Below are 13,015 nucleotides of genomic sequence, written 5' to 3' on the forward strand. Positions count from 1 at the left end.
AGGCATCCGTCGTTAGTCTGAATCCGATGTCCGTTCTCGCCGAAAACCCCTCGCCCGCCCCGTCACCCTCCATCACGTCGCCGAGCGATCTGGCCAACCCCGACACCTGGGCCTGGATCGGCGATCAGCTGCTCGGCTTCGGCGGTGTGCTGCTGAGGGTGCTCGGGATCATCATCGGGATCGCCGTCGCCGCCTGGATCCTTCGCGTGATCATCCGCCGCGTGGTGGATCGGATCGTCAACGGGGCGAAGAGCAAGGCCCGCGTCGACGACACGCAGGCGCTCGATCGCTCGCCGCTCAGCGCGGTACGGCTGGTGCAGCGCACCCGCACCCTCGGCACGATCCTGCAGAACATCGTCAACGTCATTCTCGTGATCGTCGCGCTCGTGTGGATCGCCAGCATCGTCGCGCCCGACGCGCTCGCCTCGCTCACGCTGCTCACCGCCGCAATCGGTGCAGGCCTCGGCTTCGGCGCCCAGAACATCGTCAAAGACGTGCTCAACGGCATCTTCATCGTCGCCGAAGACCAGATCGGCATCGGCGACGTCGTCGACCTGGGGCTTGCGACCGGCATCGTGGAGTTCGTCAGCGTGCGCATCACCCACGTTCGCGACGTCAACGGCACGCTCTGGTACGTGCGCAACGGTGAGATCACCCGCATCGGCAACATGTCGCAGGGCTGGTCGCGCGTCATCATCGACTTGGCCGTGCCGGTCGATGCCGACATTGACGACGTCGAGAAGGCGATGCTGTCCGCCGCCAAGACGATGGCGAAAGAGACGAAGTGGCGCTCGCGCATCATCGAGCAGCCCGAGATCTGGGGCCTGGAGTCGATCAGTGGCGACGCCCTCGTCATCCGCCTCGTCATGAAGACCCGCTCGAGCGCGAAGGACGACGTGGCCCGCGAGCTGCGCGCGCGCCTGAAGAAGGCCATCGACGCGATGGGCATCGCGCTCCCCCAGCTCAACTCGATCGTGCTGACGGGCGCGGAGGGCGCGCAGAGCGTGCGCGGAGCGCACCCGCCGAAGACCAAAGAGACCCAGGTCGCGGTCGGCGCGAGCCGCCCGATCTGGCGCCCGCGCCGCAGCAAGATGGACTCATCCGAGACCGCTGACGAGCACGCCGGCGAAGCGCCCCCTGCCAAGGTGAAGAAGAAGACCGTTCAGGACGACACCCCCACGGCCATCGTCGACCTGCCCCCGGCTCCCGGCGCCGACGCGCCCAAGCCCACTCCTCCGGCGGTCCGCGCCGACGACAAGGACGAGTCATGACCGAGCCCGTCAGCTTTTACGACCAGGTGGGCGGGATGGAGACGTTCCGTCGGCTGGTCGACGCGTTCTACCGCGGCGTCGCCTCCGACGAGGTGCTGAAGCCGATGTACCCCGAAGAGGACCTCGGCCCGGCCGCCGAACGCCTCACCCTGTTCCTCGCGCAGTACTGGGGCGGCCCGACGACCTACGGCGAGACGCGCGGACACCCGCGACTGCGCATGCGCCACATGCCGTTCCACGTCGACCCCGACGCCCGCGACCGCTGGCTGCGGCACATGCGCGCCGCCGTCGACGAGATCGCCCTGCCGCCCGCGTTCGAAGAGCCCCTGTGGGACTACCTCGAGCGGGCGGCCTACGCGATGGTCAACACGTTCGAGTCGCGCGGGATCGGTCCGCGCCAGGACGGGCGCCCCGATACGGGCCTGCCCGTCCGCGCGAACGACTGATCACCGACCGAGGAAGTCCCCGAACCCGGGGATGTCGAGGTTCGACAGTCCCTCGCCGAAACCGCTGATCTGCTCGCCGGCGCCCGACACGGCATCCTGAGCTCCTCCGGCCCACTCGCCGAGACCGGTGCCCTCGGCAAGGGAGGCGAGATCGACCCCGGATGCCATCGCCTCGAGGTCGACGCCCTCTGCGAGCCCCGCGAAGTCGACGCCCATCTGCCCGGCCTGCGCGAGCAGGGGCACCGCGACGGCGCTGACGACGGCTCCCCCGGCGACCGCCGCGAGGAGGCCCCCGGCGCCCACGACGCCGGCACCGATCAGACCGCCGCGCCCGGCCTTGGCGAGCAGCCCGGACATGCGTCCGGGACGCGCCGCTTCGGCACGCGCAGCCGTGCGCGCGAGGTCGTCCGCGGTGTCCGTGCGCGGGCGCTCGTCAGGGGCCAGATCGGCATCCATCCGCTCCTTCACGTGCGCGCGCTGCGCCGGTGTGAGGCGGGCGAACGCTTCGCGGTGCATCTGCTCGACCCTGTCGGGGTCGGCCGTGCGCAGGAGGTAGTCGTAGCGGGCGATGGCGGCACGGTCGGCGTCCGACAGAGCGGACGAGGGACGGGATGCCGCGGGCGGCGCGTACCGCCCGTTCGACGCGGGGCCGCGGGTCGCGGCGGGCGGGGTGCTCGCTCCGCGATCGCCGGTCACGGCGTCGGCCGCGGAGCGCACCATGTCGCGCCAGTCTTTTCCTCCGGCGGCACCCGGGGGGCGCGACGAGGATGCGGCTTTTCCGGCGGCCTTGGAGGCGAGATCGAACAGACGGGAGAACGAGACCATGGAAGGACCTCTCGACGGGCGGCACGCGGCCGCGGCGTCAAGGTCTCCTCCGCCCTTTCGGACCGACGTACCCGGAATCCAATCGTGGACTCGTGATGACGGATACGTCGCGTCGGGAGTACTCCCCTTGCGTCTCTTCAGCGTATGGAGGCCACCTGTGCGCTTGCTGGATCAGCTCCCCGTGGCGCGCACCGCGGTGAGCCCCGAACGCACCGGACCGCGCACCAGCACGTGGCCGCGCGCGAGACTCACGCGCGTCCAGGCACCGCTGCGGCGCACGGGCGCCTGCTCGGACCCGGCGATGAAGCCCAGAGCGAAGGCCGCGAAGGCCGTGCCCAGGGGCAGTCCCCCCAGTGCTTCGTCGGGCTGACCCCACACCTGTGCCCGCACGAGGCGCACGATGTCCTCGCCGGCGTCGGCGGGAAGGGCGTCGGCGACGGCCGCGACCCCGTACTGCGCTCGCGATGCGAGTACGGCCGAGTCGATGGCATCCGTCTGCTCCCATCCTCCGCGCGGGGGCGAGATGCCCGCCCAGGCCGGCGAGGTCGCGGTCTCGGGCAGCACGACCGCGGACGCGTCGTCGGGGGCGGGGAGCAGGGCGGACGCCTCGACCACCAGGTCGCACTCGAGCTCGGGGTCGATCGCCGAGACGCGCAGACCCAGAACGGTCGGCGTGGCATCGAGCAGTCCGCGGGGGGCGAGAGGGGCCGCCGTGGCGACGAGCACTCCCCCGTCGGCTCGCAGTCGCACGGTGCCGTCACCGAGACGGATCGTTCGGGCGGCAAAGGTGAGCAGGTCGGCTGCCGCCTGCGGGTCGGGGAACAACAGGCGCGCGGACACCCGCCCTAAACTATCAAGCGGTGCGGGTTCGCCGTACCGGAACGGGAGTCAGTGTGTCCGAGGCCATCGATCCCGTGGCGTCGCTGCTGAGCGTGCTCGACCTCCGCGATGCCGGAGCGCGCACGACCGAAGACATCTTCACGGGGGTGTCGCAGGCCATGCCCACCGGGCGCGTGTACGGCGGTCAGGTGCTCGCACAGACCATCGTCGCAGCATCTCGGACCCTCCCGGCTGAGCGCACCGTCCACTCGATGCACGGGTACTTCCTGCGCCCGGGTGATCCCTCCGACGGCATCACCTTCTCCGTCGACCGCATTCACGACGGCCGCTCGTTCTCGACCCGGCGGACCCAGGCGTTCCAGTCGGGCGTCCCGATCTTCTCGATGATCGCCTCGTTCCAGGACGAAGACCCGGGTCTCGAGCACTTCGAGCCGATGCCGGAGGGGATTCCCCAGCCCGAGGACGCCCCCTCGCTCGAGGTCGAGACCCTGCACCCGATCAGCCGCAGGATCCTCTCCGAAAGCCCTGTCGACGTCCGCCACGTGACCTCGCCGCTGTACGCCTCGGTCGAGGGCCCGCTCGTGCCCCGGCAGGCGGTCTGGATGAAGCTGCGTCGCCCCGTCGGCGACGACCCCGCCGTCCACCGCGCCGCCCTCGCCTACCTCAGCGACCTCACGATCCAGGAGTCGATCATGCGTGCGCACGGCGTCGCGTGGAACGCCCCGGGACTGAAGGTCGCAAGCCTCGACCACGCGATGTGGTGGCACCGCCCGGGACGCGTCGACGAGTGGCTGCTGTACGTGCAGGAGTCCCCGAACGCCCGCGGGGGCCGAGGACTGGCCACCGGACGCATCTACACGCGCGACGGCGCGCTCGTGGCCAGCGTCGCGCAAGAGGTCATGGTGCGCGTCCCACGCGGATGATCCCGGATGCCGACATCTGGCGACCCTCGCCGGGCGAGGTCGCGCGGGTCGGCGGCGGCGTGCGCGGGCCGGGTTCCGCAGGGCGCTGACGAGAGTCGGCTCCCGGCGGGAGGGAACCCCCCGGGCCCGCGAGTGACGTCACCGGGCTCCGGCGTCTTACGACGGACGCGGAATACGCGGGGTCCCGTGGAGCGGGCTCACCCGCGCGAACGGCCCCGGCGGTACTCGATCGGGTCGCCGATGTACGGCGCCCAGGCGGTGCGTTCCGCTTCGGTCCAGCGGATGGGTCGACCACTGGCGGTGTCGACGAGGACCGTGACGGCCGTGGCGCGGGCGTAGAGCACGGGCTCGGCGTCACCGACGGGGCTGTAGACCTCGAAGCAGATGTCGGCGCTCGACCCGCCCATCGCGCCGATCCACATGCGCACGTCGAGGGGGCGTTGACTGTAGGGCACCGGGCGCAGGTACTCGATCTCTTGACGGGCGATGAGCGTGGCGCGATCGCCGCCGCTCTCGAGCACGTCCATGTCGAACACCGCCGTCGGGAGCGGTTCTCCCTCGCCGTCGCTGTGCCAGAACGCGCGCAACCGTGCCTCTTCGAGCAGCTTCAACATCGAGGTGTTGTTGACGTGCCCGAGGGCGTCGAGGTCGCCCCAGCGGAGGTGGATGGGCACGTGCACCCGCGAGGGTCCGGCGACCGCCGGACCCTCGTCGGGGGTGTGCTGCGCGGGGCTGTCAGTCACGCGTGAGCTTGCGGTAGGTCGAGCGCGAGGGGTTGGCCGCGTCGGCACCGAGACGCTCGACCTTGTTCGCCTCGTAGGCCTCGAAGTTGCCCTCGAACCAGTGCCACTGATCGGGGTGCTCTTCGGTGCCCTCGTAGGCGAGGATGTGCGTCGCGATGCGGTCGAGGAACCACCGGTCGTGCGTGATGACCACGGCGCAACCGGGGAATTCGAGCAGCGCGTTCTCGAGCGAGCTCAGGGTCTCGACGTCGAGGTCGTTGGTCGGCTCGTCGAGGAGGAGCAGGTTGCCGCCCTCTTTCAGCGTGAGGGCGAGGTTCAGGCGGTTGCGCTCACCGCCGGACAGGACGCCCGCCTTCTTCTGCTGGTCGGGGCCCTTGAATCCGAACTTCGACACGTAGGCACGCGAGGGGATCTCGGTCTTGCCGACGGTGATGATGTCGAGTCCGTCGGACACGACCTCCCACAGCGTCTTCTCGGGGTCGATGTTGGAGCGCGACTGGTCGACGTAGCTGATCTTGACGGTCTCGCCGATCTTCAGCGTGCCGCCGTCGAGGGGCTCGAGGCCGACGATCGTCTTGAACAGCGTGGTCTTTCCGACACCGTTCGGACCGATCACGCCGACGATGCCGTTCGGCGGCAGGTTGAAGCTGAGGTTGCTGATCAGCGAGCGGTCGCCGAAGCTCTTCTCGAGCTTCTTGGCGTCGATGACGATGCTGCCCAGGCGCGGGCCCGCGGGGATCTGGATCTCGTCGAAGTCCAACTTGCGCGTGCGCTCGGCCTCGGCTGCCATCTCTTCGTAGCGGGCGAGACGCGCCTTCGACTTGACCTGGCGGCCCTTGGCGTTGGAGCGGACCCACTCGAGCTCCTCCTTGAGGCGCTTGGCGAGCTTGGCGTCCTTCTTGCCCTGGACGTCGAGGCGCTGCCCCTTCTTCTCGAGGTAGGTCGAGTAGTTGCCCTCGTAGGGGTAGAGGTGGCCGCGGTCGACCTCGGCGATCCACTCCGCGACGTTGTCGAGGAAGTACCGGTCGTGGGTGATCGCGATGACCGCGCCCTTGTACGCCTTGAGGTGCTGCTCGAGCCAGAGCACGCTCTCGGCGTCGAGGTGGTTGGTGGGCTCGTCGAGGAGCAGCAGGTCGGGCTTCTGCAGGAGGAGCTTGGCGAGGGCGACGCGACGACGCTCACCACCGGAGAGCGGAACCACCGAGGCGTCGGCCGGCGGGGTGCGCAGCGCGTCCATCGCCTGCTCGAGCTGCGAGTCGAGGTCCCAGCCGTCGGCGGCGTCGATCTCTTCTTGCAGCGTTCCCATCTCGGCCAGCAGGGCGTCGAAGTCCGCATCGGGGTCGGCCATGAGGGCCGAGATCTCGTTGAAGCGGTCGAGCTTGGGCTTGATCGCCACGCCATCCTGGATGTTCTCGAGGACGGTCTTGCTGTCGTCAAGCTCGGGCTCCTGCATGAGGATGCCGACGGTGAAGCCGGGGCTCAGTCGGGCCTCGCCGTTGGAGGGGTTGTCGAGCCCCGCCATGATCTTCAGGATCGTCGACTTACCCGCACCGTTCGGCCCGACCATGCCGATCTTGGCACCGGGGAGGAACGACATGGTGACGTCGTCGAGGATCAGCTTGTCGCCCACAGCTTTGCGAGCGCGGACCATGGAGTAGATGTATTCCGCCATAACCCGTCCAGTCTAGGGGCGATGCGCCATCTCGCCGACGTGAGACGGCCTCGGGTCACCAGTCGATGGCGCGCGTCTGCCCGATCAGGCACCCGCCGGACGACAGGCCGGGCAGCACCGCGGTGACGGGGTTGCCGATCGAGGGGCCGACCTGACCCACCAGGCACTGATCGCCGATGCGGACGGAGAACTCGATGCTCTCGGCGGGGTTGTCGACCGTGGTCCGGTCGGGCGTCACCTGCATCGCGGCCTTGTCGAAGCCCGCGGCCACGAGAGCGTCGATGTAGGCGCGACCGGCCACCTGGTCGGGGCCCGACCAGACCCCCGAGACGACCTGGGTGAAGAACGGCAGGTTCTGCGCGGCGGTCCCCCCGGGTACGAGCGCGGGAGCGGCCGGCGTTGTCGGCGTGGACGTGGACGACGGTGAGGCCGACACCGACGGCGTGGCGGAATCGACGGGGCCGGGAGCGGGCGACTCGCCGGTGCACCCGGCGAGGCCCAGCACCGCGACGATGGTCAGGGCGGCGAGGGGACGACCGAGGAGGCGGGACACGCGTCCGAGTCTACGGACCCCTCCGCCCCACCCCGCTCCGGACGACGCGATCGCCCGCGCCGCGACCGTCCCCCGCGCCGCCGTGAACCCCCGACTCAGAACGGACCGGCCGCGTCTTCGTCCGACGACGATCCCCCGCTGCCCCCGGCGCTCGCGCCGACCATCTCGACGTCACCGGCGAGCCCCTCCGACGCCCCGGGGAGCGCCCATTGCTCGTCCGCCTCCGGCCCCGCCGCCTCTGAGGCCGCGACGCTCGCGGCGTCCGGCGACCGCGCCGCCTTCTCGAAGCGCGTGGTGCCCCACCGCAGGTCGTGGCCGATGGCGTCGGCGACGACGTCGGCGCTCACCCCGCGTTTGACGTCGTTCTCCCACTCGCGCAGCCGCAGACGGCCGGTCAGGACGACCCGCTGGCCCTTCCGCAGGGAGTGCAGCGCGTGAGCCCCGAGGTCTCCGAACGCCGAGACGTTGTAGTAGTTCGTGTGCCCGTCCACCCACTCCCCGCGCTCGCGATCGAGTCTGCGCTCGCCGACGGCGATCCGGAAGGCCGCGATCGGCCCGCCTCCGCGCGTGGCGCGTTGCTCCAGCTCGCCGACGATGTTGCCCACCAGGGTGATGTGATCGCTCATATCCGTTGTTCCTCTCGACGTGGTGTGCGCCCCGGCATCCGTGTGCCCGACGGATGCCGGAGCCACGCTCAGAATGACCGGATCGACGCGTACGCCGCGGGTCGATCCGGCCGTTCCGTGGATGGTTCGGACGATCAGGCGCCTGGGGAGGACGGACCCCGGGGACGACCGGCGTCGATGTCGGAGGTTGGTTCTACCGTCATCCCATGAGCACCGCACTGTGGAACGACCTCGCTCCGGCACCGCGTCCGGCCGGGTGGGGAGCGGCGACGCACGTCGCCGCGGGCCTGTGGCGCATCGCCGATCCGCGCGGCATCGTGGTCGGTCATATCCGTGCGATCTCCGCCGACGGGGGGTGGCGTTACGCCGCCGAGCGGTTCCACTCCGCCTCTGGCAGCTTCCGTCGCCTCGGCGAGTTCTGGTCGTCCGCCGACGCCGTCGAGTGTTTGCGGTACCTCCGGTAGAACCGTGCGGCGCTCGGCATCCGGTCTCCCGGTGCGGTCGGGCTGTGCTCAGACGACGGTGGTGAAGTCCGTTCGAGAAGGGATCGCGCTTCCGCCGCGCACGTCGTCCCACGCTGAGCGCAGAATGCCGACCGCCCGCCGCAACGTCGACGGCGACGCGGTGAACGGCACGCGCAGACGACGGTCGTGGCCGCCCTCCACGGCGAATCGCGATCCGGCGGAGAGGGCGAGCCCTCGTGCCCGCGCCGACATCACCAACGGCGTGCTCAGCGGCTCGCCGATCCCCACCCAGAGCGACACACCGCCGTGCACCTCGGGCACGTCCCACTCCGGAAACAGTCGCCTCAGCTCCTCGACCAGGCTGTCGCGACCCGCACGCAGCAGGGTGCCGCGCTGCGCGGCGATCTCGTCGAGTCGCGGGATGAGGCGCGCCGCGATGGCCTGCTCGAGCTCGGGAGTCCCCAGATCGTGCACGGGTCGACCGCTGGCTAGGCGCCGCACGATGTCGGGCGCTGCGCGCACCCACCCGACGCGCAGTCCACCCCACACCGTCTTGCCGAGGGAGCCGACGCGGATCACGCGCTCATGCTCGGGAAATGCCGCCGACTGCGATCGCCGATCGATGTCGAGCTGTGCGGTGGTCTCATCGAGGACCAGGAGAGTCCCGACCGAGCGCGCGCCCACGACGAAGGCATCCGTCTCGTCCGCGGTCATGGTGCGTCCCGTCGGGTTGTGGAAGTCGGGCATCAGGTACGCCAGCGAGGGCAGCGCCCTCGCGAACGTCTGCTCCGCGCGCTCGAGGTCCCATCCGTGGGTGGAGTCGACCGGCACGCCCACCAGGCGTGCCCCGACCCGACGGAACGCATCCGCCGCGTGAGGGTAGGTGGGGGTCTCGATCATGACCCGGTCGGCGCGGTGCAGGAGCACCGAGGCGATCAGGTGGATCGCACTCTGCGCCCCCGTCGTCACGAGGATCTGGTCGGCGGAGGTGGCGAGACCTCTCGCGCGGTAGTGCTCGGCGATCGCGGTACGCAGGCCCACATCGCCGACGACGTCGTATCCGATCCGCGCGACGAGTGCCGGAGCGTCCTGGATGACCTCCGCCATGATCCCCGGAAGCCCGGGCCAGGCCGCGGGGCTCGCCTGCTGCAGATCGATCGTCTCGGCGTCCGGTTCGTGCCGGCCCGGGTCGGTCCGACGCAGGGGCAGGGTGACGCTCCCGCTCCCGCGCAGGCTCTCGATGTGTCCGGTGTCGCGCAGGCTCTGGTAGGCGGCGGCGACAGTGGTGCGACTCACTCCCAGAATCGCCGCCAGCTCACGCTCGGCGGGGAGGGCCGTGGCCGGAGCGAGGCGATTGTCCAAGCAGAGAAGGCGGACGCCGTCGGCGAGTGCCTCATAGGCGGGGCCGTATCCCCGCCAGCCACCGAGAGAAGCAGCGAGGGTACGGGCCGATACGCGCGAGTCCATGCGGCCACCGTAGTCGAATTGGCATCGTGCCCCAAAGCCAATCCCGTGATTGGATCGCCACATGTCTTCTCGGATCCTGCGCCTCTTCTTCGGACTCGTGCTCTACGGCTTCGGCTGCGCCGTCACCGTCGCGGCCGGCCTGGGAGTCGACCCGTGGACGGTCTTCGCGCAGGGCCTCTCGCGAGTGACGGGGATCGGCATCGGCTGGATCACGAACATCGTCGGCCTCGGCGTGCTGCTGCTCTGGATCCCCCTGCGTCAGAAGCCGGGGGTGGGAACCGTGGCGAACATCCTGCTCGTCGGGACGAGCCTCCAGCTCTCGCTCGGGCTGCTCCCCCACCCCGACACCTTCTGGCTGCAAGCCCTCATGCTCGTCGCCGGCGTGGTGCTGGTGGCCGTGGCATCCGGGCTCTACATCGGAGCGCACTTCGGCCCCGGCCCGCGCGACGGCCTCATGACCGGAATGCACGCGCGCTTCGGCTGGCCGATCTGGGCGTGCCGCCTCGGCGTCGAGGGGTCGGTGCTCGTCCTCGGGTGGCTGCTCGGCGGCACCGTCGGCATCGGGACCGTCGTCTTCGCGCTGGGGATCGGGCCGTTGGTCCACCTCGCCCTGCCGCTGCTGGCCACTCCGAAGCCCGCGGCGCCCGCGCGGACGATGGCATCCGCCTGAGACACCGCGGTGGGGCGGCTCCCGCGGACCGGGAGCCGCCCCACCGTTCAGTGCTCGCGGAACTCGGGCCGCTCGCTGCCGGGCTTGAGGTGCGAGTGCACGGCGTTCTTGGCGATCTCCATGGAGGGGTACACGCCCAGGGGCTCGTCCTTGCCGGCCATGTGAACGCGGTAGCCGTCGCTGTCTTTCTGGATCTTCCCGACGACGCCGTTCGGACCGTAGGCCACCCAGATGCGTCGCGTCGCAGTCTCGGACATGAGTGCTCCTTTGCTCTCTTTCGCCGGAATGTACAGCCGCCGCGGCAGATGTGCCAGGGGCTGGCGCGCCGGGAACGCCTCGGGCGATATCCTGAGATCGACCCCCAGTAGCTCAGTGGATAGAGCAGCGGCCTTCTAATCCGCCGGTCACACGTTCGAATCGTGTCTGGGGGACCAGAGCCGGTGTCGGCACCCCTCACTAGGATGTGGGGATGGTAAACGCCTCCGAGAACGACCGGCTCGTCTGGATCGACTGCGAGATGACCGGGCTCGACCTGGCCGTCGACGAGCTCGTCGAGATCGCCGTCGTCATCACCGATTTCGAGCTCAACGTGCTCGACCCCGGTTTCCAGATCGTGATCAAGCCCGACGCCTCGGCCCTCGCCAACATGGGCGAGTTCGTCACCGAGATGCACCGCTCCTCGGGTCTGCTCGCCGAGATCCCGAACGGGGTGAGCCTTGCGGATGCCGAGTTCCAGACCCTCGAGTACATCCAGCGGTTCGCGCCCGTCGAGGGCAAGGCTCCTCTCGCCGGCAACACGATCGGCACCGACCGCATGTTCCTGGCGAAGTACATGCCGCGCGTCGACCGCTGGCTCCACTACCGCAACGTCGACGTGTCGAGCATCAAGGAGCTCTCGCGTCGCTGGTATCCGCGCGCCTACTTCCAGGCCCCGGCGAAGAACGGCGGACACCGCGCGCTCGCCGACATCCGCGAATCGATCCGCGAGCTCGCCTACTACCGCGCCGCGGTGTTCGTGCCCCAGCCGGGCCCGACGAGCGACGAGGCGAAGGCCGTCTCGGCCTCGGCCGTGTCGTCGTTCACGCTGGACGTATGACATAATCGTTCAGTTGTCTGCTGCGGCAGACACATGGTGGCTATAGCTCAGTCGGTAGAGCACCGCGTTGTGGTCGCGGGGGTCGCGGGTTCAAGTCCCGTTAGCCACCCCAACGAAGAAGGCCCGGTCGAGCATCGCTCGCCGGGCCTTCGTCATTCGCGACCGGCGCTCCCCCGCGCCGTAGAATCGACACGGAACGTCGGCGTGATCTGTCGGCATCCGATGGACGGCTCGAGACCCCCGGGAGGCCCGCCGTGAACGACCGCGTCGACGCGCGCCCGGCCCTCGAGATGGATGCGTCTGCGTTCGAAGAACTGGTCGTCGACGAGCTGGATCAGCTCCCCGACGACATGGTGGACGGTCTCGATAACATCGTCTTCGTCGTCGAGGACCGCCCCGAGGACGGGTCCCTGGATCTCCTCGGGCTGTACGACGGCTGGGCGTTGACGGAACGAGAGCGCTACGGCGTCGGCGAGCTCCCCGATCGCATCATCGTGTACCGGGAGCCGCACCTCGCCGCCTGCCACGACGAGGCGGAACTGCGCGACGAGATCCACACGACGCTCGTCCACGAGATCGCGCACTTCTATGGCATCGACGACGAACGCCTCCACGAGCTGGGGTGGGCGTGATGGCGGGCGTGGCGAGTCCCGACCTCGATCTCGACGTCGACCTCGAGACCGATCTGACGGCGGCTCCGCCAGCGTCGTGGCAGACCGTGGTGTGGAACGACCCCGTGAACCTCATGAGCTACGTCACCCACATCTTCCGCACCTACTTCGGCTACGACGCCGCGACCGCGAACCGGCTGATGCTCGCCGTGCACCACGACGGCCACGCCGTGGTGGCCCGAGGGCCACGCGAAGTCATGGAAGCCCACGTGCAGGCGATGCACGACTTCGGCCTCTGGGCCACCGTCAGGAAGGACCCCGCATGAGCGAGCGCGTCGTCGTGCTGGAGATCAGCGGCCTCGAGGCCCTGCATCTGGCCGGCATCGTGGGACAGTTCCGCGATCTGCTGGCGGACTCCCGCGCGGGCGAGGACCCGGCGGTGGAACGCCTGCTCCCGGATGCCTACCCCGACGACGCAGCTGCCAGTCGGGAGTTCCGGCGTCTGACCGGCGGGGACCTCCTCGAGCGTCGGTCGCAGGACGTCGCCACGGTTCTTCACACCCTCGGCCTCGACGGTGCGGACCTCGACCCCGAGAGCGATCCTGATGCGACGATCGCCGTCGCCCTCGGTGAGACCGAGGCCCTGGCGTGGATGCGCACGCTCTCGGCGCTGCGACTGGTTATGGCGACCCGTCTCGGCATCCAGAACGACGACGATCACGATCCCGAAGACCCGCGCTACGGCGTGTACGACTGGATCGGCTATCGCCTCGACGGTCTCGTCGCAACTCTCGATCGCGCGTGAGCG

Annotated in this window: 17 protein-coding genes and 2 tRNA genes; 11 read left to right on the forward strand and 8 right to left on the reverse strand. The window is 69.8% G+C overall.

Annotated elements, in window-relative coordinates; all coding sequences use genetic code 11:
* The first annotated feature begins 26 nt into the window (after positions 1-26).
* Both BLS25_RS08440 and BLS25_RS08445 read left to right on the forward strand, forming a co-directional pair.
* The gene (locus BLS25_RS08440; RefSeq protein ID WP_056231010.1) at positions 27-1,271 is read left to right on the forward strand and encodes a mechanosensitive ion channel family protein; all 1,245 of its coding nucleotides are present in this window, start codon (positions 27-29) and stop codon (positions 1,269-1,271) included.
* Positions 1,268-1,717: a globin gene (locus BLS25_RS08445; RefSeq protein WP_056231007.1), complete on the forward strand. Its 450-nt coding sequence runs from the start codon at positions 1,268-1,270 to the stop codon at positions 1,715-1,717. The genes BLS25_RS08440 and BLS25_RS08445 overlap by 4 nt, the downstream gene beginning before the upstream one ends.
* On the opposite strand, the gene BLS25_RS08450 is transcribed toward BLS25_RS08445, so the two are convergent.
* Together BLS25_RS08450 and BLS25_RS08455 are read right to left on the reverse strand one after the other, a co-directional pair.
* Positions 1,718-2,542 carry a cation-transporting ATPase gene (locus BLS25_RS08450; RefSeq protein WP_074695073.1) on the reverse strand — a complete coding sequence of 275 codons (825 nt, stop codon included), beginning with the start codon at positions 2,540-2,542 and terminating at the stop codon, positions 1,718-1,720.
* Between the two features lie 171 nt (positions 2,543-2,713).
* Positions 2,714-3,382, reverse strand: a complete 669-nt coding sequence (locus BLS25_RS08455) for a DUF8185 domain-containing protein (RefSeq protein WP_074695074.1) — start codon at positions 3,380-3,382, stop codon at positions 2,714-2,716.
* A 20-nt stretch (positions 3,383-3,402) separates the two neighbouring features.
* On the opposite strand from BLS25_RS08455, the gene BLS25_RS08460 reads away from it, so the two are divergent.
* On the forward strand, positions 3,403-4,305 hold the full coding sequence (locus tag BLS25_RS08460; RefSeq protein WP_371129324.1) for an acyl-CoA thioesterase: 903 nt from the start codon (positions 3,403-3,405) through the stop codon (positions 4,303-4,305).
* Between the two features lie 197 nt (positions 4,306-4,502).
* On the opposite strand, the gene BLS25_RS08465 is transcribed toward BLS25_RS08460, so the two are convergent.
* From BLS25_RS08465 to BLS25_RS08480, 4 genes are all read right to left on the reverse strand, one after another.
* Positions 4,503-5,048, reverse strand: a complete 546-nt coding sequence (locus BLS25_RS08465; protein WP_074695075.1) for an acyl-CoA thioesterase — start codon at positions 5,046-5,048, stop codon at positions 4,503-4,505.
* Positions 5,041-6,720: an energy-dependent translational throttle protein EttA gene (gene ettA, locus BLS25_RS08470; protein ID WP_074695076.1), complete on the reverse strand. Its 1,680-nt coding sequence runs from the start codon at positions 6,718-6,720 to the stop codon at positions 5,041-5,043. The genes BLS25_RS08465 and ettA overlap by 8 nt, the downstream gene beginning before the upstream one ends.
* Positions 6,721-6,775: 55 nt before the next feature.
* A complete protein-coding gene (locus tag BLS25_RS16890) occupies positions 6,776-7,273 on the reverse strand; it encodes a DUF6993 domain-containing protein (RefSeq protein ID WP_056230988.1) in 498 nt (165 codons plus the stop codon).
* A gap of 95 nt (positions 7,274-7,368) precedes the next feature.
* Positions 7,369-7,899: a single-stranded DNA-binding protein gene (locus BLS25_RS08480; RefSeq protein WP_074695077.1), complete on the reverse strand. Its 531-nt coding sequence runs from the start codon at positions 7,897-7,899 to the stop codon at positions 7,369-7,371.
* A 206-nt stretch (positions 7,900-8,105) separates the two neighbouring features.
* On the opposite strand from BLS25_RS08480, the gene BLS25_RS08485 reads away from it, so the two are divergent.
* Complete coding sequence (locus BLS25_RS08485; RefSeq protein ID WP_056230983.1) at positions 8,106-8,363, forward strand: hypothetical protein; 258 nt, start codon at positions 8,106-8,108, stop codon at positions 8,361-8,363.
* Between the two features lie 48 nt (positions 8,364-8,411).
* Here the strand turns inward: BLS25_RS08485 and yczR are convergent, their stop codons facing one another.
* Complete coding sequence (gene yczR, locus BLS25_RS08490; RefSeq protein ID WP_074695078.1) at positions 8,412-9,830, reverse strand: MocR-like transcription factor YczR; 1,419 nt, start codon at positions 9,828-9,830, stop codon at positions 8,412-8,414.
* 61 nt (positions 9,831-9,891) lie between these two features.
* On the opposite strand from yczR, the gene yczE reads away from it, so the two are divergent.
* Complete coding sequence (gene yczE, locus BLS25_RS08495; protein WP_056230978.1) at positions 9,892-10,500, forward strand: membrane protein YczE; 609 nt, start codon at positions 9,892-9,894, stop codon at positions 10,498-10,500.
* Between the two features lie 47 nt (positions 10,501-10,547).
* Here yczE and BLS25_RS08500 read toward each other — a convergent pair whose 3' ends face one another.
* Entirely contained in the window at positions 10,548-10,757 is a 210-nt protein-coding gene (locus BLS25_RS08500) for a hypothetical protein (RefSeq protein WP_056230976.1), read from the reverse strand.
* 101 nt (positions 10,758-10,858) lie between these two features.
* Here BLS25_RS08500 and BLS25_RS08505 point away from each other — a divergent pair.
* The 6 genes from BLS25_RS08505 to BLS25_RS08530 all read left to right on the forward strand — a co-directional run bounded on the left by BLS25_RS08505 (position 10,859) and on the right by BLS25_RS08530 (position 13,012).
* A tRNA-Arg gene (locus BLS25_RS08505) sits at positions 10,859-10,934 on the forward strand.
* Positions 10,935-10,969: 35 nt separating this feature from the next.
* Entirely contained in the window at positions 10,970-11,596 is a 627-nt protein-coding gene (gene orn, locus BLS25_RS08510) for an oligoribonuclease (RefSeq protein ID WP_074695079.1), read from the forward strand.
* A 36-nt stretch (positions 11,597-11,632) separates the two neighbouring features.
* Positions 11,633-11,708 (forward strand) — tRNA-His (locus tag BLS25_RS08515).
* Between the two features lie 178 nt (positions 11,709-11,886).
* Positions 11,887-12,228, forward strand: a complete 342-nt coding sequence (locus BLS25_RS08520) for a metallopeptidase family protein (protein WP_074695185.1) — start codon at positions 11,887-11,889, stop codon at positions 12,226-12,228.
* Complete coding sequence (gene clpS, locus BLS25_RS08525) at positions 12,228-12,533, forward strand: ATP-dependent Clp protease adapter ClpS (RefSeq protein ID WP_143017876.1); 306 nt, start codon at positions 12,228-12,230, stop codon at positions 12,531-12,533. Before BLS25_RS08520 ends, clpS begins: the two co-directional genes overlap by 1 nt.
* Positions 12,530-13,012, forward strand: a complete 483-nt coding sequence (locus tag BLS25_RS08530; RefSeq protein WP_074695080.1) for a DUF2017 family protein — start codon at positions 12,530-12,532, stop codon at positions 13,010-13,012. The genes clpS and BLS25_RS08530 overlap by 4 nt, the downstream gene beginning before the upstream one ends.
* Positions 13,013-13,015: the final 3 nt, after the last annotated feature.

The sequence above is a fragment of the Microbacterium testaceum StLB037 genome, assembly GCF_900104345.1.
Lineage (GTDB): Bacteria > Actinomycetota > Actinomycetes > Actinomycetales > Microbacteriaceae > Microbacterium > Microbacterium testaceum_A.